Below are 22,788 nucleotides of genomic sequence, written 5' to 3' on the forward strand. Positions count from 1 at the left end.
TATCTACTGAACGCGCGGCGTTTCCTTCCACACGTAAATCTCTATGTCTCCTGGGTCGCATTGAGTGCAGCCGCTGCAGGGCGTTCCCTGCGGCAGCTTTTCCACCCGGCCTTTGGCGATCCATTTATTAAGCATTCCCCGCAATGCGTCCGGCTCCGTATGGAAGCGGTTGGCCATGTCTTTGAGCGCGGCCCGTTTGTGGGTTTGCAGGTAATCTCGTATTTCTGACAGGATCATGGGGCCGTCACCGTCGCAGAGGGCTGTCTGGCGCCGATATAGCGCAGCGCCGCCAGGGAGGCGGCGAAGATCGCCAGCATAATAGCGATGACGGACAAAGCGTGAACAGGTTGACGGCCAAGTGTGGCGACCTGGTAGAACACCGTGGCGACAATGTAAGCGACGCCGGTAGTCCAGCCTGAGATGAAAAGCGTCCAGTTCAGGTTGGTCTCACGGTAAATGGCGGCTATTGTCGCAGCGCAGGGCATGTACAGCAGAATGAACAGCAGGTAGGCGAAAGCGCCCGCCGCGCCGTCGAATTTCGCCGCCATGGCGCCAAAAGTGCTGGTATCCACGGCTTGTTCCTGGGCGGCGCTTTCCACGTCCAGACCTAACGGATTGCTCCAGGAGCCCAGCGCGTCAGCGAGGTTGGCGGGAATGGTGGCGAAGGACGCCGTCACGCTCTCCAGCAAGTTGAATTCGGGAGCTGGCTCTGGCTCTTCGCCGGCGGCTTGCGCTTCTATTCTCGCCAGGTCGCTGTACAGAGAGTCCAATGTGCCGACGACGGCTTCTTTCGCCAGTACGCCGGTAAAGATGCCCACCGCAGCGGGCCAGTTGTCTTCGCGCAGTCCCATGGGTCCGAACGCGGGGGCGATCACGCCGCCGATTTCACTCAGCAGGGACTTATTGCTGTTTTCATTGCCGTAGGAGCCGTCTGTGCCCACGGAGTTAAGCACATTGAGGGCCAGCACCATTGGCACGATTACTTTGCCGGCGCGGAACATGAAGCCTCGGGTGCGTTCCCAGGTGCGAATGCCAACGCCTTTCAGCGTGGGAATATGGTACGGCGGCAGCTCCATAATGAAAGGCGTGGCCTGACCCTGTAACAGGGTGGTTTTCATCACCAGTCCGGTGAGCACGGCGATGGCGACGCCAATAATGTAGAGCCCGAAGACCACGTTCTGGCCGCCAATAGGGAAAAACGCGGCGGCGAACAGGGCGTATACAGATAAACGCGCGCCACAGGACATAAAGGGCGCCATGATGATGGTCATGATGCGGTCGCGCTGTTTTTCCATGGTGCGGGTGGCCATGACCGCCGGCACGTTGCAGCCAAAGCCCACGATCAAAGGAACGAATGCCTTGCCGGGAAGGCCGATGGCGCGCATGGCGCGATCCATGACGAAGGCCGCGCGGGCCATGTAGCCGGAATCCTCCAGCGCCGACAGAAACAGATACAGAAAGCCGATCACTGGAATAAAGGTGGCCACCACCTGCACGCCGCCGCCCATGCCGTCCGCCAGCAGCAGACGCAGCCATTGCGGCGCCCCCAGTGAGGTTAACAGCGCGCCGAAACCGTCAACGAACAAGGCGCCGGTAAATTGATCGAAGAAGTCGATAAACGCGCCGCCGATGTTGATGGTGAACATGAACATCAAATACATGGCGAACAGAAATATGGGGATGCCCAGCATCCGGTTCAGGACCACGCGGTCGATTTTGTCGGATATGCTGCGCTGCACCTCATGGTTGCGTTTGACGCTGGCGCTGGCTACCTGATTGACGAAGCCGTAGCGGGCGTCCGCCAGACAGATGTCAATGTCATCCTCCAACTGTTGCACTACATTCTCTTGCAGTTCCTCCACTTTGGCGCACAGCGTCGCGTCACCCAGCTTCAGAGCGGAGGCGTCTCCTTCCAGCATTCGCGTCGCCAGCCAGCGCGGATCGCATTTGCCCTCGGCGTGCGCGGCCAGCATGGGAGTCAGGGTGTCCAGCGCCTTGGCGACGGGGGAGGGATAAGTAATGACGGTATTGGAGATATGTTTGCGACGCGCGGCGTCCAGGATCGCCGCTTTCAGTTGCGGCAAGCCTGCGCCGGAAGCCGCCACAATGGGAACCACGGGGCAGTCCAGCAGATTGGCGAGCTTGTCGTGCGCCACCGCATGGCCGCGTTCTTCCGCCACATCCATCATGTTCAACGCCGTCAGTAAGGGCGTCTTCATTTCCAGCAGTTGGCAGGTGAGGTAGAGATTACGCTCCAGGTTGGAGGCGTCGACGATATTGATGATGAGGTCCGCTTCGCGCTCGGCGACGAAATCTCTGGCGATTTGCTCATCAAGGGAAACGTCTTCTTCACAGACATCCAGGGAATAGGTGCCGGGCAGATCGATCAGCTCAAAGTTCACGCCTTGAAATGAAAAGCGTCCGCTTTTGCGTTCTACGGTAACGCCGGGCCAGTTGCCGACCTGTTGCTTGGAGCCGGTCAGCGCGTTGAATAAGGTGGTTTTGCCGCAGTTGGGGTTGCCCACCACTGCGATGACGTATTTTTCCGCGTTGCGCTCAGGACTGGCCATGATCGACTAACTCTCTCCAATAAAACTGCTTGGGATCGGGCTGACTGCGCGTCATTTAGACGACGTTAGATTTTCTCAATCAAAATACTGCCTGCTTCGTCTTTACGCAGGCTAAGGCGAAATCCGCGCACCAGAATTTCCACTGGATCGCCCATGGGGGCGTAGCGGGTGACGCTGAATTCGACGCCGGGGGTCAAGCCCATGGATAACAGTTTGCGGCGATAGCTTTTGCCGCCTTCGCCGAACCCCATAACGCGGCCTTGTTCGCCGACTTTCAGATCTTTCAGACTGACGCTGCTCATTCTCGGGAAGTCTCCTCAATGACCGCTGGTTGCGGCGCACGCGCGCACCACCATGATTTTCTGCGCCATGCCGGCGCCCAACGCCAGACGCGTATCGGCGCGCACAACCACCAGGTCAGCGCCCTTGCGATGCAGCACCGTTAACTCACTGCCCACATTGAGCCCCAGGGAAGTTAAACGCATTTCCAGGTTTTTGCCCCCGCGTAACAGGTGAACTTTTACTTTTTCGCTTTCTTGCGCCAGCGCTAAAGGGAAAGGCTTCTGTTCGAGCGTGTTCATACGATCGCCTTTAAATGAAAGTGAGATTGAGAAACTTTCTTATTATTAACGCTATTACTGAGTGAATCCAGTAGACCTTGGGGGGAATCTGACTCAGATCAAGGGCTTGTGGGACCAGAAGGCCAGGATGGACTCAAATGGAGGTGAAGCGGCGTTTCCGTTGCTGGTCGGCTAATTCGCGCAACGGAGCGGAATCTCTAAGCAGATCGGCGTTCGGCGGGCCGTTCTGCTTTTCCTGCGTCAGGCTGAGGCTATTGAGTGCTGGCTCAATATGGCGCAAAGACGATATAGCTGCTGGCGCTGGCGTAGAACACCGAGTAGGTGAAGATGGAGAAGGAAGGCGTCTCGTAGTCGCCACTGGTGAAGCACAGGCAGGTCATATTGTCTTCGCCGTAGTCGCCGGTAGGAATAAGGGCGGAGGCCACGCCGTCAATAATCGCCTTCTGTATATACCAGCGGTTGCCGCCGCCGATGGCGTAGTAAAGCGTCACATCAATATGCCGGTTGGCGTCGCCAATCAAAAAGCTGATAGCGGCGCTGTCTTCATTGGGTTCGAATTCTTCGTTGGATGAAATCTCCCAGGTGGAGGATTCGCCCGATCCCAATGGCGAAGGGATTTTGTCGATGTACACGCCGCCGCCGAATGTATTGACGTCGTACGTCACCAGCGGCATGGCGCTGAGGTTTCGTACATCGAATATGACGAGGTCTTCGCTGCCTTTGTCGCCCAACCCCAGACCCGCCACACCGGCGATAGCGCCGACCACGCTGGCGGTGGCTCCCAGTTTGTCCCAGCCGCTGGCGCCGCCTTCTATGTCCCGTGACAGGGAGGAGCTGCTGAAACTGCTCAGGTAGTATTTGTGGAAGGAGCTGACCGCCTGCTGTGCGGTTCCGTGGCCTTGAGTGATGGAAAAAGAGCCGTTGGTCGTGGTGTAGTTCAGATTTGCGTCCTTGATGTCCATGGGGGATTCCTTGTGTTGATTGGGATGATGGGAAGCTCACACGTAATCCGAGAAAAACAGCGAAACTTTGCCTTTTTGGTGGTCCGCTCCCATCTCGCTGAGGCTGAAGGAGGCGTAGTCGTCTTTGCCAGCGAAGCCCAGGTAGGCGCGCCTGTAGCCATCCTCGTTGAGCCAGAGATCGCGGCCGTCGATATAAAAGTGGTTCAGACGCCACACGCCGGAGCTGCGCAGTTCTATGGTGGTGTGTACGTCCACGCAGTTGCTGGCGTTGGAGCCAATCATAAAGGTGAACTCGTAATGAGATTTTCCGGGTTGAAAGCCTGAGGTTTTTGCTTTGATCGACCCGGTTTCACCAGGCACTAACGGTCGCAATGCCTGTTGAAAGCCGAAGTTATCGGATTTGCTTTGAAACGGCGCGATGGTGTAGCTGGAATGATTAATGATCTCCAGCTCGAATTCATTGTCGGCGCTTTTCTTTTTCAACCCTATGATTGACGACATTGTGCCGACAGTCGTGGCGATAGCGCCGACTGCGCCCCACATGTTCAAGGTTTCGGCGTAGGCCTGGGTGGGCGTAAGGTTGTCCGCGTAGCTTTCCATTTCTCTGATGAGTTGAAGGGCCGCATCTTTGCCTTTTTTGATGTAGACATCGCCATGCTCTGTGATGAGGGTAGGGGGTGAGGTTGGTTGGTTCGCCATATCGTTAAGTCCGTTTATCGGTTGGTTGCTGGGCGCCATGAGAACACATGGCGATTGCTCCGCGAGAAGTGCGGGCTGGCGTCAATGTTCGGCTGCAAACAGCCACTATAGAACGTGGCCGTGGCGTGGAAACAGGGGATGTTTTAAGGAGGGATGATTCCCTAGGCGCAAAATTGTCGGAAAGGTGTTTTGTCTGAGAGCATAGAACGGGTAGCGTTGATGCGGATATATGAAACAGACTTATAAAGTGTAGCCATAAGGTTATGATTTAAATATAAAAAGTGTAGACTGACAGCACTTGTCACAGCGCCGCGCGCCGGCGAATTCATCTCCCTTCACCTACGCCAGGAGGAAACGCCATGGAAGATATCGTGGAAATCAAAGCATTCGTACCGGCAAAAGATTTCGAGCAATCCAAAGCTTTCTATCGGGATATCGGCTTTACTCAGGCTTCCGATGGTGGCGGCGTCGCTTATTTCCGTCATGGGAATAGCAGTTTTTTACTGCAGGACTTTTACTGTCAGCAACACGCTGAAAACTTCATGATGCATGTTCTGGTCAAGGATATTCACGCCTGGCGGACGAAGGTGGTGGCGTCGGGCGTAGTGGAGAAATACAAGGTTCGTCTTTCGGAGGTGGTGGAGCAGCCCTGGGGCATGCTGGATTTTACCCTGACGGACCCCAGCGGCGTGCTGTGGCGATTTGGAGAAAATATTTAGATTGGTTTTCAAGGAGTAAACCATGTTGAAGTTTGATGTTGGCGACAATCGCTTTAATTTCCGCAGCGCCGCGGTGATTATCCACCAGGACCATGTGCTGCTGCACAAAGCGGTGCAGGATAATTTCTGGACCCTGCCGGGCGGCCGCGTGGAGTTTTTCGAATTCTCCAGCGACACAGTGGTCCGTGAGGTGGAAGAAGAGCTGGGTATGACGGCGCGCGTGATTCGCCCACTGTGGTATGTCGAGAATTTCTTCCAATATCACCAGACGCGTTTCCACGAAATCGCCACGCTGTATCTGACCGAGCTGGCCGATCCTGACGCCATTCCTTTTAACGAGGATGTTCCCGGCGCGGAGGAGGATGTCGACCTGATCTTCCGCTGGTTCAAAATCAGCGAACTTGAGGCTTTCGAAGTCGCTCCCTATATCCTCAAAACGCGCCTGCGCTCACTGCCTGAAGGCGTTGAGTTTCTGACTTTGGATGAAATCGGAAGCTGACACTTGGCTCCCCGACGTTTTCGCTCATGCGCCTGCTAGTGAGCGAAAGCGCACTGGGATCAGCATATGAGAGGAGAGGGACGTTGAAATTCGAGAGCGGCGATAAGCGCTTCAAATTCCGCAGCGTGGCGGTGATCATCCACAATGACCACGTTTTGCTGCATAAAGTCGTCAAAGGCGACTTCTGGGCGCTGCCGGGCGGTAAAGTGGAATTCTTCGAATTCTCCCACACAACCCTGATCCGTGAGCTGCAGGAAGAACTCGGCGTCGCCGCCAACATCATTCGCCCCCTCTGGTTCGTAGAAGACTTCTACGCCCGCAACGGCGTCAAAAGCCACGAAATCGCCACCTATTATCTGACTGCTCTGCAAGACCCCAGCGCCATTCCTTTCAGCCAAGACGTCAGAGGACTGGAGCAAGACATCGACATCGTATTTCGCTGGGTCAAACTGGCGGACGTCGCCTCACTAAATCTATGGCCGCAGTTTCTCAAAGAACGACTGACGGCTCTGCCGCAAGAAGTTGAATTCATCCAGATCAACGAACTGAAGTAGGCGTTTATGAATGACATACAGCCTCTAAAGATTGCCACTAACATGACATTGATCGCCAGCCTCCTCTCCCAAACTTAATTCCACCACCGTTCGCCCTGAGCCTGTCGAAGGGCCTCCCCGGGCGATAAAGGGCGAAGTTGTCCCGCTTTTCAGTATTCAATCTGGGGACTCAACGTATAGGCTAGGGTTAACCATCTATGAATTAACGCTCTGGAAAGCCCTTCGACAAGCTCAGGGCGAACGGGGTGAAATGAGCGCAGGGTGTGGGGCGGATGATTAGTAAATTGGACTTTCCTCTTTCGAGAGATATAAGTCGAACTCAGTAACCCCAGGCGTACAGCTTTGTCCTCCGAGGTCATGCCAAGTAGTGCTTAGCCTGCCTTTCCATGCCTCAGTAACGTCAATTCCCAGCCATCTCGCCTGAGTTAACTCCCCCACCGTTCGCCCTGAGCCTGTCGAAGGGCCTCCCGGGGCGATAAAGGGCGAAGTTGTCTCCCAATTTCAGTATTCAATTTGGAGACACAACGGAGGCTAGGGTTAACCATCTATGGATTAACGCTCTGGAAAGCCCTTCGACAAGATCAGGGCGAACGGGGTGAAATGAGCGCAGGGTGTGGGGCGGATGATTAGTGGATTGGGATTTCCTCTTTCGAGAGATATAAGTCGAACTCAGTAACCCCAGGCGTACAGCTTTGTCCTCCGAGGTCATGACAAGTAGTGCTCAGCCTGCCTTTCCATGCCTCAGTAACGTCAATTCCCAGCCATCTCGCCTGAGTTAACTCCCCCACCGTTCGCCCTGAGCCTGTCGAAGGGCCTCCCGGGGCGATAAAGGGCAAAGTTGTCTCCCAATGTCAGTATTCAATTTGGGGACACAACGGAGGCTAGGGTTAACCATCCATGGATTAACACTCTGGAAAGCCCTTCGACAGGCTCAGGGCGAACGGGGTGAAATGAGCGCAGGGTGTGGGGCGGATGATTAGTGGATTGGGATTTCCTCTTTCGAGAGATATAAGTCGAACTCAGTAACCCCAGGCGTACAGCTTTGTCCTCCGAGGTCATGCCAAGTAGTGCTCAGCCTGCCTTTCCATGACTCAGTAACGTCAATTCCCTGCCATCTCGCCTGAGTTAACTCCTCCACCGTTCGCCCTGAGCCTGTCGAAGGGCCTCCCCGGGGCGATAAAGGGCGAAGTTGTCCCGCTTTTCAGTATTCAATCTGGGGACTCAACGTATAGGCTAGGGTTAACCATCTATGAATTAGCACTCTGGAAAGCCCTTCGACAGGCTCAGGGCGAACGGGTGGAATGAGAGCAGGGCAGTTTCGGATACGATGTTTGGTGGCAGAGCGCCCGCTGAAAATTCCGTAACGCGTACTCTAGAGCTTTGACGTGCTGGTTCTTAAATTTTACCTGCCAAAAAATTTCCACCATGGCTTACTTTTACTTTTTTTGGGCCCCTCAAATGGTGACAAGTCCTTTAAAGAGTCATCAAATTCAATACCGTCGAAAATCTCTTTCAAATATTCTCTAGCTCTAGATAAAGGATGTTCGGGAAATTTTTCATCGTACTTGGGGTGATCGGCTCTATTCGCCATGAAGTCTGCTTTATAGTTCGCGTCATACGGGTCCGCTTCCCAACCGATTAACTTTCCGGTTTCTTCATCTGCATCTTTGCAGTCCTCGATCAGCAAAACAGCGCACTCTCTCATCCCTGTAGTCCCTGACTCTACAGCTTGGACTTTGATTACGTATGAGCAATTGGCGAATGGGAGTGTATAAGAGCCCAAAAACGCGAAACCTGTTGGGTCCATTCTTATTTTGTATAAGGTTTTAACCGCTCTTAATCCTTTTAAGTCCTCCAGCTCTATTTCAAGAGGGGCCAGGCCATTGGCTTCGGCCACTGAGCGATAGAATCCTCTCAGGCTGTCTATATCGTCTAATTCAGCCCCTATGTCGGGAACCAACGGGTAATAATTTACGGATAAGATATCTCCGAATTCGTTGCTCCACAGAGCCACTCCATTGCTTTTATCCGCTTCGTGAAAGCTCCACCTGCCACTGAATTTGAATACATCTTGTATCATGGCGCTTTTCATTTTTTTGAATGCTTTTCGCGTTTGCACTTTTTAGTCATGAATCAGCTTAAGATTTTGTTAAATCTTAAGCTTTGTACTCAAAATCACCACTGCAATGATGCCTATTTCCTGGCAGTTTCAAGTAAGTCAATACCAAATCGATATGAGCTGAAATATTTAAAATCCCTTCTATTTCACAAAAATCAATAAAGTCGTAAGGGATTCCCAGCGTGCCTACATGCGCCTTATCGCATATTTCTACGGCCAGGCTTTCTTTAATATCAACCTTAATTGCGCCTTTTGCGTTGTAGAGTTTTTCTGCGTCGATAGATGCGTCTATCACATCTCCGGGTATTAAATATGCGTCATCCTCTCCGCAAAATTGAGAGAATATGCACCTCAATCTGACAGACTTTCCGTTGTATATATTAGGATTCGGGAGAACACTCGAAATTTCCACACTTCTTTCCTGAAACATAACCGCTCATTCAACTACAACTGAATTTCCGAATACTTTTAGCGTAGTCGCCACCTTCCTGCAACCAATCGCGGCCTGGGAGAGCTTTTTATTCCAGAAAATATAGCAGGGCTGAAGCGTCGAAAGTTTCAGGCTATTCAAAAAAAAGGGTGAGCATAGCTCACCCAAAAACAGACTTTGATTGCAGGTTTGCAGCTGCGGCCATCCTTGGCGGTCTGCTGCGCTCTAGGGTAGGGTTGAGCGCAGTCTCACTCTAGAGTCGGTAGTCGACCACGACGCCCGCTGTGCGGGGTGGTCCGACCTGGGCTTCGGTGGAGGTCCAGGTAGTTGTCTGGCGGTAGAGGACTTCTTCGTCGAACAGGTTTTTCACGTAGAGGCGCACGGTGAAGTCGTCGTTTTCGTAGCCGGCGTTGACGTTGGTGATCAGGTAATCGCCAGCGGTCAGGTCGTTGTTGTTGGTGACGTCGGAGTAGTATTCGCCTACGTAGCTGACGTCGGCGCCGGCGAAGTAGCCCTGGTCGAAATATTTGGCGAAGCCCAGGTTGGCGTTGACGCTGGGGGCGTAGCCGAATTCATTGCCTTTGATATCTGGACTGCCGTCAACGGCTTTGGTGACTTCCGTTTTTAGTAAGCCGACCGAGCCGAACACTTCTAGGCCTGCCGCCAATTGCGCGTTGGTTTCCACTTCCAGGCCGTAGCTGCGGCCTTCTGGAATATTCACGAAACGGCGATTGAGTATGGATTGGTAGCCGTCGTACTCGTTGGCGAACAGGGTGACGCCCACTGTCATGCGATTGTCCCAGAGACTGGAGCGGCTGCTGGCTTCGTAGGTGATGACTTCTTCTTTCTCGTACTCATAAAAGCTGCTGTCGTCCCAGTCCAGAGAGCCGCCGCCCGGGTTATAGCCTTTGCGCACCACAAAGCCGAGCTGCGTCTGCGGCGTGGCCTGATAGCTGACGCCAGCCTTGGGCAGGAACATGGTTTCGCCGATATCGGTCAGCAAGCGGCCTTCATAGCTGGTATCCGGCCAGGCGAGGATATTTCGTTCCTGGCTTTCCCGTTCCACGCGGCCCCCCAGAATCAAATCCAGGCGCTCCGTCAGCGCGAAAGTCGCGTCGCCATAAACGGCGACGGTGCTGACATCGTCATCGCCGCTGAAGGTGGCCGGGTCCACCGCGAGATCCTGAGTGCGCTTGAACAGGTAGATGCCCACCACACCACTTAGCGGACCGGACGCAGGGTCATACACTAGGCGGCTCTCCAGCGAATTGCTTTTTTCCTCCAGATCCAGTCTCAGATCGATATCGCCCACGCGGGAGGCGTATTCCTCGAACTTGGCCTGGGTGTTGGCGTGGTTCAATGTCAGGTAGGCGGTCAACGCGTCGTTGAGGGCGTATTGCACATCCAGAGCGTAGCTGGCGCTGTCCGAGTCCTGATAACGGGTGTTGGAAACATCTCCGTTCAGTTCATAGTCAAAGAAGTCGCCGTTGACGAAATTGAGATATTCACCCTCCTGGCTGCGGTGCGTCGCAGTGAACTTCACTGACAGGCCAGACAACGCGGAAGGCTCCCAAAGCAGTTTGCCGCGCAGATTGTAGCGTTTGGACTCGGACGGGTCCCAGGGCCATTCCTGATCGCTGATAGGGTAGTCGATATAACCCTCGCCCTGCGATGCGCTGGCGGCCAGTCGGAACGCCAGCTCGTTGTCGATCAGCGGGCCGGAGGTCATCAGGGCGAGCTGCTGCTTGCTGTCAGCGTTCTCATAGCCGGCGCGGACTGCGCTTTCCCAGTGATAGGTGGGGTCTTTGGTCAATACGACAATCGCGCCGCCAATGGAATTACGACCCTGGGTGGTGGATTGCGGTCCACGCAATACTTCCACTTGCTGCACATCCCATAAATTAGCGTCTACATACTCCTGACCGAACCAGGATTCAGAGACGCCATCGACGCTGGTGCTGACCTTGGGACGCGATCCCGCCACCAGCGCGAAGCTGCCGTTCGCCGCGCCGGAGCCTTCCACGCCCCGGATGTTGGGAACGCCGTAAGGGTTCGCAATCATGTTCGGCACTTTATCCACGACCTCAAAGACGGACTGGGTCTCGCCTGTGTCCACTTTCAAGTCGTCCAGCACGGTGACGGCGCTGGTGGACTCCTGCAAATCGCGGTCGATCTTTTCACCGGTCACCACCACTGGCGCCAGGGTGGTGCTTTCCGACTGCCTGACGCGATCCGGCTGCGCCAGCGCAAGGGTTTCCGCTGAAGCATGAGCGGCCATGCCTCCTGCGAGTGCAGTGACGGCGACTTTGGTGGCGAACGCCAAGGGATGCAGGCGTGGATTCGATCGTTTATCCCGAAACAGGAACATCATTGTCTCCCCAAATGGTTGGTTTTTGCAGTGCGCCACTGGCGGGCGCGCCCAGTGCTTGGCTCCCTGTTAATGCGATCGAAGAGGAGGGTGGATGACGACCTCGGGGATGTCCGCAGGTATTCCTGACTAGCTGCATCGGAGACCGGCGCAGTGCGGACGGATGATTATCTAAATGAGAATCATTCGCAAATAACTATTGAATGCAAATGATAATCATTATTATTATGTAAAACAACACTGATGCAGAAAGAGCGGAAATTTCTTTGGCGACGCGGCCTTACCGTTATAGGACGGACGGGTGTAGCGTTAGCGAGGGATGTTGCTGTTTCTGACTACCGCCAGTCCATCGCAGATAGAAGAGATGGAAGAAATGAACGCCGGGCGCCGTCCCGGGAAGGTGAAAACCATGTCAGAGGTCTTAAACCGCAGCATGCCGGTCCCAATCTCACACGAATCATCGACTGTACAACCGTTAGGGTCCGTGCAGCGCATATCCGCCTCAGCGTCCTCGGAATTCAGCGCTTTCGGATTAGAAGGCGTCATTGGCGACGCGCGCTGGTGGCGCGCTCTGCAGCAGAAGGGAGCGCCCCTGGTGGAGCCTCTCGCCAATGATCTGGCGCGGGTAACCTTTGTCTGGCGCGATCCGCACGGCGACGAACATCGTTCGCCCATCCGGCGTGTGTATATCGACGTCAACTCCGTCACCAATCACCGCAGCCGCAACCCGCAAAGCCTGGAACGCATCGCCGGAACGGATGTGTGGCGCTGGCGGACGACCTTACCGGCCAACTGGCGGGGAACTTACACGCTGGCCCCTGTCGCAAAAGATTATCTGCCGCCGAATTGGAGCGGTAGCGAAGAGCGTCAACGCATGAGCCAGCGCGTCTGGTGGCGGGACGTGATGAGTCAGGCCATCGCCGATCCGCTTAACCCCAATCAACCCTATAGCGCCAGCTGGGGCGGCGCAGCTTCCGCCCTGCATCTTCCGCAGGCGCCGGAGCAGACCGCGTGGTTCAGCCTGGACGCCGGGGAAAGCGGACTGGGCGACGACAGCGGCGCACTGTTGCAGGAACTGCACTGGAGCAGTCGAACGCTGGGCAACCGACGCAAAGTCTGGGTGTACAGCCCGGAAGAGGCGCAGGGCGACAACGTTGATCCTCGTAGACGTCCCCTGGTCATTCTGCTGGATGGTCAGCACTGGGCGACCCGCATGCCGGCGTTTTCCGCCTTGCAATATGAAACCCGCCAGGGCGCGTTGCCTCCCGCCGTGTATGTGTTGGTCGACGCTATTGACGGCGAGCGGCGTAGCGAAGAACTCTGCTGCAACCCCCGCTTCTGGGAGGCGGTGCAGGACGAACTGATCCCGCTCGCGGCGGGCGTGACGCCGTTTTCCAGTCGCGCCATGGATACCGTTGTCGCCGGACAGAGTTTCGGCGGACTGGCGGCGATGTACGCGGGATTGGCGTTTTCCGAACGCTTCGGCTGTGTGCTGAGCCAGTCCGGCTCTTTCTGGTGGCCTTATGTGGAGTATCTGCATGCGCCGCCTGGCCAGTGCGCAGTGCGTCGCCCCGGTGAACGCGGCGCGCTGGCGGAGCAACTGGCGCAAGGCCGCCTCAGCGCCCGGCCGTTGCGCATCTATCAGGAAGTCGGCGCGCGGGAGGATGTGATGATCGACCTCAACGAAACCCTGCGCATAGAGCTGGAGCGCGCCGGCCATCACGTGAATTACCTATTGTTCGAAGGCGGTCACGACTGGCTTTGCTGGCGCGGCGGACTGATTGAAGGCCTGCGCTGGCTGCTGGAACAACCTGACTGACGGATTAATCAGACGCCGCAGTGGCGGCGCGAGTGCATTTAAAGGAGTCCCATCTATGAATACAGAACAGCTCAACCCATTCGACGACGAATCCTTGCCATTTCTGGTGCTGATCAACAGCCGCGGGCAATACAGTTTATGGCCGCAATTCACGTCGATTCCCCCCGGTTGGCGCAATGTCCTCGGTCCGGCCAGGCGCGCCGAATGTCTGCACTATATCGAGCAGAACTGGACCGATATCCGTCCCCGATTATCGATTGATCCCGCTGACAAGTAGCGTCCTTCTATTTGTCCGCAAAAGACAGGTCCTGCGCAGGTCAGGCCCTGTCTATCGAGGCTTATCGCCCCGCTGGCGCGTCCATGCGCCTGATGATTAACATGCCAATATCATTGCCATGTTAATAATAACGACGCCTGAGCGCGTCTGTCCCAACACTCCCGATTCGAATTTATCCGGCCGACAAGAGGGAAGGCATTGTGTTAGAAACTTCAGGTAAGAACTCTCTGGCTCCAGAGGAGGTGGAACTTCCTCTGATTGGAACCCAAATGGGCATATGGCTCGCCGATCAGATTGCGGTGGGGCGCAACAGCTACGTGGTGGCTCATTATGTGGACTTACAAGGGGCGCTGGACGCGCCTCTGTTGCAGCGTGCGATACGCATGGGGCTAGCGGAGACGGATACTCCCCACGCCCGTTTTATTGAAGACGACAACGGCGTTCTGCAGCGCCTGCCGACGAATCGCTGCGTCGATGACGTGGACGTTCCGGACCTGCTGGATCTGACCGCGGAGCAAGATCCCAAAACACAGGCGGGCGTCATGATGTACGACGACCTGGGAACGCCCTGGCGCGGCGAAGAAGATCAGCCGCTGTATCGACATATGCTGATAAAAGTGGGCCCTGAGCGCTGGTTCTGGTATCAACGCTACCATCATGTGAGCGTGGACGGTTATAGCTTCGCCGCCATCACCCGCCGCATCGCCGATATCTACAACGCCCTGCGCAAAGGCCGCGCGCCGGAAAAGAGCCGTCACACCCCCTTCGCCAAAGTCGTGCAGGAGTATCAAAGCTATCAGGCGTCCGACGCCTATGCTCAGGACCGCGCCTTCTGGTGGGATTACGCCGCGACCCTGGCGGACCCGGTGTCGCTGGCGGCGGGAGAGCGTCAAAAGGCGGGCGGATTCGCCAACGCCAATATCCTGAAACGCAGGCTGCGCCTGCCTTTGCAACGCTTCGACATACCTGCGGAAACGCGCATGACCCCCAATGAGATCGCCATGGCTGGCGTGTTCGCCTATCTGCGTCGAATGACCGGCCACAGGCGAATTGTCGTGGGCATGCCGTTCATGCGGCGTATGGGGTCGGTCGCCCTCAACGCCACCGGTCCGGTGGTGAACGTATTGCCGGTGCAGCTGGATATGGAGGGCGCCCCGGATATTGTGAGCCTGGCGCGCCGTTTGACCTCGGAGCTGGCGCGGATTCGCCGTCGCCAGCGTTATGACGCCGAGCAACTGCAGAGAGATGTGGGCGTGGTGGGCTCCGGACGGGGTTTGTACGCCGCCACGATTAATCTGAAGATTTATGATCAGGGCCTGGATCTGGACGGCGTACCCGGCGTCACCCAGGTGCTCGCCGCCGGGCCGGTGGAGGATCTGGAGTTTGGCCTGTGGCTGGAGCAGAACGCCTTAGTGATCGAACTCACCGCCAACCCGGAACGCTACGGGGATCAGGAATTGCGGCTGCATTGCGAGCGACTGGCGCATTTTCTGGAATACGCGTTGCGTCATCCTCAGGAGTCAATTGATCAGCTTCCCTTATTGGGCCCGGGAGAACTGGCGCGCCTGCGCAACTGGTCCACCGGACCCCGTGTGGATACGCCAGCCCGGGCGCAGACCATTCTGGACATATTTCACGCCAGCGCCGGCCCGCTCGAACAGGAAGTAGCGCTGCGCTGCGGCGATGCATGTCTGACCTTCGCTGAACTTTCCGCCCGCGTTAACCGCTTTGGTCGTGAACTGATCGCGCAGGGGCTGGCGCCGGACAATCTGGCGGCGATCGCCTTGCCCCGGGGTGTGGACTATGTAGTGTCTATTCTTGCGGTGCTGTCGGCGGGCGCGGCGTATTTGCCGTTGGACCTGGATTATCCGCCGGAGCGGCTGGCGCTGATGCTCGAAGACGCGCAGCCGAAACTGGCGGTGACGCACAGCGCCCTGGCCAAGGACGCCCTAAAAACAGTTCCTTGTGTTGCTTTGGACGACTCAGTGTTGCAACAACGCCTCAACGCCAGGTCCGGCGCGCCGATTCGCGATGAAGAGCGCGCCGAGCCGTTACGCAGCGGCCATCTGGCGTATGTCATCTATACCTCCGGCTCCACCGGCGCGCCCAAAGGCGTGATGGTGACCCACGGCAGTCTGCTCAACTTATTGCTGTCTCATCAGGCCACGCTCTACGGCGCCGCCATGGCGCAATTGCAGGGACGTCGCCTGCGGGCGGCGCACAGCGCCTCGTTTTCCTTCGACGCGTCCTGGGAGCAGCTGATCTGGCTGCTGCTGGGGCAGGAACTGCATATCTGCACGGAAGAACAGCGACGGGACGCTCAGGCGCTGGTGGAATTGGCCCACAGCCGAGGCATTGACGCCTTTGACGTGCCTCCTTCCATGCTGCAGCAGATGCTGGATTGCGGACTTATGCAAGACGGAGCGCTCCATCCCAGCCTGGTGCTGATCGGCAGTGAAGCCGCGCCGCCTGCATTGTGGCGCAGGGTGAAGCAGTATCCGAAATTGCATGTGCACAATTTCTACGGCCCCACTGAATATACGGTGGATGCTTTGGGCGCTGGCGTCGGTGCGGCGGACCAGCCGGTGATCGGACGCCCGGTGGCCAATACCCGCATTTATGTACTGGACCCGGAACTACGCGAGGCCCCGCAGGGTGTGACCGGCGAACTCTATGTCGCTGGCGCAGGATTGGCGCGGGGCTATCTGGCGCGCCCCGGCATGACCGCCGCTCGCTTCGTGGCGAATCCGGAAGGGGAAGGCGACTTGATGTATCGCACCGGGGATCTGGTGCGCTGGACTCCAGACGGACAGCTGGAGTTCGTCGGTCGCAGCGATCGACAGGTGAAAGTGCGCGGCTTCCGCGTGGAACTTGGGGAGGTGGAGCATGCGCTGGAGGCGCTGCCGGGCGTGAGTGGGGCCGTGGTGACTGCGGCGACGGCGGGCGCCAGTCATCGGCTGACGGCCTATTGCACCGTCAATGAAGGCCTGCGTCATGATGACGAACAGCTTCGCGATCGACTCTATCGCCAGCTGTCCGAAATGCTGCCTGACTACATGATGCCCTCCGCACTGGCCATCCTGCCTGCCTGGCCACTGACGGTAAACGGCAAGATCGATAAACAGGCGCTGCCGGCGATTCGTCCGCCATCCAGCCAGGGCGGAAAAGCGCCGGTCACTGACGCGGAAAAACGGGTCTGCGCCGCCATCGCTCAAGTGTTGGGGCTGGAACAGGTGGCGGTTGATGACGACTTTTTCAATCTGGGCGGCGACAGTATTTCCGCCATGAGCCTGGGAACCGAGCTGCGCCGTAGCGGCTACCAATTGCGGCCGAAAGAGGTGTTCACCCAGCGCACTGCGGCGCGCATGAGCAGCGCTATGCAGCCCCTCAAGAAACAAAGCGGAACCGCCAGTGGCTTGATCCAGGGGCCGGTGGGCGCGTTGCCGGCGCCGAGCTGGTTTGCGGAGCATTACGGCTGGGAGCGCCGATTTGCGCAAGGTGTGCTGTTGCGTATTCCGTCGCAGATACAGCCCGCCCATTTACGGGAGGCGCTGCGGGCGCTGCAACGGGCTCATCCTGCACTGCGCGCCTATATCGGCGAGGAGGGACTGGCGATCAAAGATATCAGCGCCGGTCTCGACAGCCGCATTCTCACCCGGGTTGAAGTGGCCCATGAGGCCGACTCGGAGGCCTTCGGTAAACTGACGGATGAACTGTTCGAGGCGTCCGCGGCGGAGCTGAATCCCGCCGCCGGCGTCATGATGCGCGCCTGGCGCATCGCCGACAGAAACAGCGGCGTCTGGTTAATGCTGACCTTGCATCACCTGGTGGTGGATGGCGTGTCCTGGCGGGTGCTGCTGCGCGAGCTGGAAACCGCCTGTGAAGCGGCCGCGGCTGGCGCCGCCACGATGATTCCCGTGGAGGAAACCTCTTTACGCGACTGGTCGCGAACCTTGCATGAAGAGATTCCCGCGCGACGCCAGGAACTGGCGTTGTGGCGCGACATGTTGCAAGGCTATTTGCCGTTGCTGTCCCGACGGCCGCTTGATCCAGCAACGGATACCTACGGCGCGGCGCAACACTGGCGCACCCTGGCGGACGCGGTGCTGACCAAGGCGCTATTGCAAACCTTGCCGAGCGCGTATCGGGCGTCGATTGACGAGATTCTGCTGGCCGTGGTGGCGAAAGCGTTCTGTGAAGAGCGCGCGGCCTCCGGCGTGCGTTTTTCTCTGGAATCCCATGGACGTGAAATCCTGCAGGAGCAGGTTGATCCCGCTCGCACCCTTGGCTGGCTGACGGCGGAGTATCCGGTCTCGTTTGATCTGACGGCGGTGTTGTCGGGTCAGTATGACGCGGCGGAGCCGGTGCGGGCGGTGAAACGCAGCCTGCGGCGCATCCCGGATCATGGTCTGGGTTACGGTGTGTTGCGCTATCTGGACAAAACGAGTCGGGATGAGCTGGCGCAATTGGAGGCCGAGCACCGCCCTCAGGTGTTGTTCAACTATCTGGGGCGTTTCAATGTCGGCGAGGAGTACTGGACGCCGCGCCATCTTGGGGAGCGGTTCAAAGACGCCTTTGCTGTGGATATCGACGGTGATCTGTCCATGTTGTACGGCCTGGAAATCAATATCTTCGTGGATGAAGCCAGGGGCGAGCCCCGGCTGGCCATCAACTGGACCTGGGCGGACGGCCTGTATGACCGCTGGCTGATTGGCCGTCTGCATCAGCGCATCGTTGAGAATCTGCGTGAGCTGGAGCACTTCGCCGCATACCGTCCCGGCGCGGCGGCGGATACATTGATTGCTGCGGAGACGGTGGTCGCCGGCGTCAGCCTGGACGAAGCGGCGTTGTCCGAGTTGCGCGACCGTTGCGGTCCTCTTGCGGCGGCGCTGCCTGTTTTGCCGTTGCAGCAGGGGCTCTTGTTCCATGCGCAGTTAGGGGAGGCGGCCAGCAAGTATAACTCCACCACGCGTCTGGATTTTCGTGGAACGCTTGATGTGGAGCGGATGCGGGATGCGCTGGAGGCGGTGTTGCGACGTCATCCGCAAATGGCGGCGGCGTTCGACGCCGAAAGCGCGGCGCAACCGCTGCAATTGATTCCTCTGGTGATCGACGGCGCGCGCCGTTGGCCCTGGTCGCAATGTTATCTGGGCGACTTGCGCGGGGAGGCGTTGGAGCGGGAACTGTGGCGTCTGGAGCTGGAAGAGCTGGCGCGTGATTTCGATATTGCTGCGACACCGGCGCAACCTCTGCTGCACGCCAGATTGATCCACCATATCGAACACCGCCACACCCTGTTCTTAACCGCGCACCATTTGGTGGTGGACGGATGGTCCACGCCCATTTTGTTGCGGGACTTTCTGCACGCCTATGGCGATGGCGCGGATACCTTGGCGCCGACGCATTCCGATTACGCCCAGGTGGTGCGCGACCTGTGCGCCAGAGACACGGAGGCCGCCGCCACCGCCTGGCGCGAGGCGCTGAAGGATGTCCGTCCCACTTTGTTGTTTGAAGGCGCTTCCGCGCAAGCGCAGGTGAAAGAGCTGGAGCTGACCTTGCCGAAGGCCTTGGAGCAGGCGCTGCAAGCCTGCTGTCGCGAGCATGGACTGACCCTCAATACGCTGATGCAGGGCGCCTGGGGCGCTGTTTTGGCGGCGTTGAGCGGCCGCGATGACGTGGTGTTCGGCGCGCCGGTCTCAGGGCGTTTCAGCCCTGTGGATGGCGTGGAAGAGCATGTGGGGCTGTTCAGCAACACCATCCCGGTGCGCGTGCGACTCCACCCTGAGCAATCTTTATTGCAGCCATTGCAGCAATTGCAGGCGCAGCAGGTGGCGTTGCTGGAGCATGACTGCCTGGGCTTGGCGGACATCCAGCGGCTGGCGGGCGTCTCGACCCTGTTCGATACCTTGCTGGTCAGTGAGAACTATCCCGATGACGACGGGTTGACGGAACGGGATTATCTGGGGGCGCGATTGACCCATATTCGCAATCGCGGCTACACCCATTATCCGCTGACGATCATGGTGCTGCCTGGAGACAGCCTGCGATTGATTATCGAATATCGTGAGCCGGTGACCCAGGCGGAGGACATCGCGCAGCGGCTGCTGAGTGTGCTGGAGCAATTCGCCTATCACCCGGAGACGCCCTGGAGCCGGATGGATCTGCGCACCCAGAGCGAACGCAGTCTTATTGATAGCGTCAACGCCACGGACGCCGTCGTCGCCGACAGCACATTGTGCGAGCTATTGGCGGAACAAGCGCATCGGACGCCGAACGCGGTGGCGCTGGAAGATGAAACGCAGCGATTAAGTTACCGGCAGATGCGCGCCCAGGCGCTGGCATTGGCGCAGAAAATGCGTCGGGCGGGGGTAAATACGGGAGATATCGTCGCTGTCGCCTTGCCCCGGTGCGCGCGTCTGAGCATTGCTTTGACCGCGGTACTGGAGAGCGGCGCAGCCTATCTGCCGCTGGATACGGGCTATCCTGACGAGCGCCTGGCCTACATGGTGCGCAACGCCGCGCCGCGTTTAATCATCACGTCTTCGGATCAGGCCTCCCGCTTCCGGGCGATGGGGGAGTTGATGCTGTTTGATCAGCTGGCGGCGGAAGTCGTGGAAGTCGCGGAGGTCGAGAAAGGTGGGCTGGAAAAAGAATCAGAAGCGCAACATGCCTTATCCCAAGGCCTGACGCCGGATCATCCCGCCTATCTGATTTATACCTCCGGCTCCACCGGCAATCCCAAAGGCGTGTTGGTGTCGCACCGGGCTATCGTCAACCGTCTGGTCTGGATGCAGGCGGAGTATGGCCTGCAATCCGACGATGTGGTGCTGCAGAAAACCCCCTGTAGTTTCGACGTGTCGGTGTGGGAGTTTTTCTGGGCGCATATGGTGGGGGCGTCGCTGTATATGGCGCCGCCGGAGGCGCATCGCGACCCGGATGAACTGCTGGCGCTGATCGAGCGACACAAGGTGACGACCCTGCATTTCGTGCCCTCTATGCTGGCGGCGTTCGTCAGTCGTCTGCCGGCGGCGATCGCTGGTTTGGGCGAGGTTCCCTGCGCCGGACTGCGGCGGGTGTTCTGCAGCGGCGAGGCGCTCACTCGTGAGTTGGCGGATCTGTACTCTGTCTACATCCGCGCCCCGTTGCACAATCTCTATGGCCCGACGGAAGCGGCGGTGGATGTCACCTATAAACAGGCTTCAGGACTGCTCGATAAAGAGCGCGCAGACATCGGCCTGAGCGTACCGATCGGACGCCCGGTCTGGAATACCCAGCTGCGTATTCTGGATCACTGGCTGCGTCCGGCTCCGGTGGGCGTGGCGGGAGAACTGTATTTGTGCGGCGCGCAATTGGCGGACGGCTATCTGGGGCGTGCGGACCTCACCGCCATGCGTTTTGTCGCCGATATCGCAGGCGATGGCGCGCGGATGTATCGCACCGGCGACGTGGCGCGCTGGCTGCCGAACGGCGATGTGGAGTACCTGGGACGCAGTGACGACCAGCTTAAAATTCGCGGTCAGCGTATCGAGCTGGGAGACATTGAATCCGCCCTGCAAAGCCTGCCGGAGATTAAACGGGCGGTCGTTCACGCCCGCGTCATCAACAACGGCGACGCAGTCATGGCGGGCGCGGATAACCGCCAACTCGTCGGCTACGTCATCCCCCATGCTGACGACATTGACGCCGAGGCCATACGCCGACAATTGGCGGAAACCCTGCCGGCCCATATGGTCCCCGTCGCTATTGTTAGCGTGCGCGAATTTCCGCTAAGCGCCAACGGCAAACTGGACCGTAAAGCCCTGCCGGAGCCATCCACGGTGAAAGGAGAGGCCCAGGGCAGGGCTCCAAGGCCGGGGTTGGAGGCGCAGATCGCCAGTGTGTTTGCGCGTATTCTGAATTTGCCGACAGTCGCTGCCGATGACGACTTTTTCGCGCTGGGAGGCCACTCTCTCCTGGCGATGAACCTGGCGGCGGAGCTGCGCAAGTCGTTGGCGCGACCTGTCTCCGTCGGGACGATTATGACCTCGCCAACCGTGGCGCAGTTGGCGACGTTATTGGCGGACGAGAACGCCATGCGCGATCCCGCCAACGCTGGCTTTGGCGAAGTCTTACACCTTCGCGCCGGACGGGGCGCACCCTTGTTCTGTGTGCATCCCGCGTCTGGATTCGCCTGGCAATACAGCGGACTGGTGCGCCACCTGCCGGCGCATATTCCACTGGTTGGCTTGCAGTCGCCAGGCGCTCAAGGCGCCATCGCCGCCAGCGACGATATCGATGCGGTATGTGAACGTCATCTGCAAACACTGCGACGCATTCAGCCCCATGGCCCTTATCATCTGATCGGTTATTCGCTGGGCGGCACCATCGCTCACGGTCTGGCTGCGAAGCTGCGTATGCTCGGTGAAGACGTGGCCTTCCTCGGCCTGCTGGATGCGTACCCCCCAGAAGGTCAGGACTGGAGCGGCCCGACGGAAGAAGAAGCGCATGCGGAAGTAGAGCGTGAGAAGGAGCAATTCATGCTGGACGCCGAAGCTGCGGCGGATGATTTCGTCGAGCAGGAGAGAACGGCGATGTTCAAACAAATCGTCGCCAACTACGAGTCCTCCGTAAAACTCCTGTCCACGGCCCGTACGCCGCGTTATGACGGGGACATCCACATGTTCGTCGCCACCCGCACCTTACCGGAAAACTGGCAAGTGGAAGGCAGCTGGCAACCCTACATTCGCACCATGACCCGCCACGATATTCCCTGCAACCACGAAGACATCGTCTCCCCCGAGACACTGGAAACGTTAGGACCGCTGCTGAATAAACTGCTGACGGAAATAAGCGAAGGAGGTGGCGAGCGCTGACCTAGATTTGGCCCTGGGGTGGAAGCCTCGGGGCCTTTCCCTGGCCCAGGGAGAGAATCTTGGAGCGTTTACAAAATGCGGAAAGATCCTCTCGTATCTCAAGTAGGTTGGAAAAGCGCAGCGCCTTCCGACATGACCAATGTCGAAACTCATCTAACAGGAAATAGCGCAATGTGGTGATGTATACGGCGCCCTGGCATTCAACAGTCCTTGATGCATCTGCTCAGTGTGATTGTAGTGTTCTAATATTCACCAAATACAGTAATATCCTCAAAAGGTAATAGTTTATCGAAACCTATAGAAAATGGCGGATAGTTTAGAAGGGGACTTCCAACTATA

Annotated in this window: 15 protein-coding genes; 6 read left to right on the forward strand and 9 right to left on the reverse strand. The window is 57.8% G+C overall.

Annotated features, from left to right (window positions below; genetic code table 11):
* Positions 1–3: 3 nt before the first annotated feature.
* From EUZ85_RS15805 to EUZ85_RS15830, 6 genes are all read right to left on the reverse strand, one after another.
* Positions 4–237, reverse strand: coding sequence for a FeoC-like transcriptional regulator (locus EUZ85_RS15805; protein ID WP_127970194.1), 234 nt, complete (start codon positions 235–237; stop codon positions 4–6).
* Positions 234–2,570: a Fe(2+) transporter permease subunit FeoB gene (gene feoB / locus EUZ85_RS15810; protein ID WP_127970195.1), complete on the reverse strand. Its 2,337-nt coding sequence runs from the start codon at positions 2,568–2,570 to the stop codon at positions 234–236. The genes EUZ85_RS15805 and feoB overlap by 4 nt, the downstream gene beginning before the upstream one ends.
* Positions 2,571–2,635: 65 nt before the next feature.
* Complete coding sequence (locus EUZ85_RS15815) at positions 2,636–2,872, reverse strand: FeoA family protein (RefSeq protein WP_127970196.1); 237 nt, start codon at positions 2,870–2,872, stop codon at positions 2,636–2,638.
* Between the two features lie 15 nt (positions 2,873–2,887).
* Positions 2,888–3,151, reverse strand: coding sequence for a FeoA family protein (locus tag EUZ85_RS15820; protein WP_127970197.1), 264 nt, complete (start codon positions 3,149–3,151; stop codon positions 2,888–2,890).
* Between the two features lie 266 nt (positions 3,152–3,417).
* On the reverse strand, positions 3,418–4,113 hold the full coding sequence (locus EUZ85_RS15825; RefSeq protein ID WP_127970198.1) for a hypothetical protein: 696 nt from the start codon (positions 4,111–4,113) through the stop codon (positions 3,418–3,420).
* A 36-nt stretch (positions 4,114–4,149) separates the two neighbouring features.
* A complete protein-coding gene (locus tag EUZ85_RS15830) occupies positions 4,150–4,812 on the reverse strand; it encodes a hypothetical protein (protein ID WP_127970199.1) in 663 nt (220 codons plus the stop codon).
* Between the two features lie 359 nt (positions 4,813–5,171).
* Here EUZ85_RS15830 and EUZ85_RS15835 point away from each other — a divergent pair, with 359 nt between their 5' ends.
* The 3 genes from EUZ85_RS15835 to EUZ85_RS15845 all read left to right on the forward strand — a co-directional run bounded on the left by EUZ85_RS15835 (position 5,172) and on the right by EUZ85_RS15845 (position 6,584).
* Positions 5,172–5,531, forward strand: coding sequence for a VOC family protein (locus EUZ85_RS15835; RefSeq protein ID WP_127970200.1), 360 nt, complete (start codon positions 5,172–5,174; stop codon positions 5,529–5,531).
* Between the two features lie 22 nt (positions 5,532–5,553).
* Positions 5,554–6,030, forward strand: a complete 477-nt coding sequence (locus EUZ85_RS15840) for an NUDIX hydrolase (protein ID WP_127970201.1) — start codon at positions 5,554–5,556, stop codon at positions 6,028–6,030.
* An 83-nt stretch (positions 6,031–6,113) separates the two neighbouring features.
* Positions 6,114–6,584, forward strand: coding sequence for an NUDIX hydrolase (locus EUZ85_RS15845; RefSeq protein WP_127970202.1), 471 nt, complete (start codon positions 6,114–6,116; stop codon positions 6,582–6,584).
* 1,402 nt (positions 6,585–7,986) lie between these two features.
* On the opposite strand, the gene EUZ85_RS15850 is transcribed toward EUZ85_RS15845, so the two are convergent.
* From EUZ85_RS15850 to EUZ85_RS15860, 3 genes are all read right to left on the reverse strand, one after another.
* Entirely contained in the window at positions 7,987–8,676 is a 690-nt protein-coding gene (locus tag EUZ85_RS15850; RefSeq protein WP_127970203.1) for a hypothetical protein, read from the reverse strand.
* 64 nt (positions 8,677–8,740) lie between these two features.
* On the reverse strand, positions 8,741–9,133 hold the full coding sequence (locus EUZ85_RS15855; RefSeq protein ID WP_127970204.1) for a hypothetical protein: 393 nt from the start codon (positions 9,131–9,133) through the stop codon (positions 8,741–8,743).
* 253 nt (positions 9,134–9,386) lie between these two features.
* A complete protein-coding gene (locus EUZ85_RS15860) occupies positions 9,387–11,504 on the reverse strand; it encodes a TonB-dependent receptor (RefSeq protein ID WP_127970205.1) in 2,118 nt (705 codons plus the stop codon).
* A gap of 406 nt (positions 11,505–11,910) precedes the next feature.
* Here EUZ85_RS15860 and fes point away from each other — a divergent pair, with 406 nt between their 5' ends.
* The 3 genes from fes (at position 11,911) to EUZ85_RS15875 (ending at position 22,449) form a co-directional block, all read left to right on the forward strand.
* Positions 11,911–13,320, forward strand: coding sequence for an enterochelin esterase (gene fes / locus EUZ85_RS15865; protein WP_127970206.1), 1,410 nt, complete (start codon positions 11,911–11,913; stop codon positions 13,318–13,320).
* Positions 13,321–13,375: 55 nt separating this feature from the next.
* Positions 13,376–13,597: an MbtH family protein gene (locus tag EUZ85_RS15870; protein ID WP_127970207.1), complete on the forward strand. Its 222-nt coding sequence runs from the start codon at positions 13,376–13,378 to the stop codon at positions 13,595–13,597.
* A 200-nt stretch (positions 13,598–13,797) separates the two neighbouring features.
* Positions 13,798–22,449 carry a non-ribosomal peptide synthetase gene (locus tag EUZ85_RS15875; RefSeq protein ID WP_241567052.1) on the forward strand — a complete coding sequence of 2,884 codons (8,652 nt, stop codon included), beginning with the start codon at positions 13,798–13,800 and terminating at the stop codon, positions 22,447–22,449.
* Positions 22,450–22,788: the final 339 nt, after the last annotated feature.

The sequence above is a fragment of the Hahella sp. KA22 genome, assembly GCF_004135205.1.
Taxonomy (GTDB): domain Bacteria; phylum Pseudomonadota; class Gammaproteobacteria; order Pseudomonadales; family Oleiphilaceae; genus Hahella.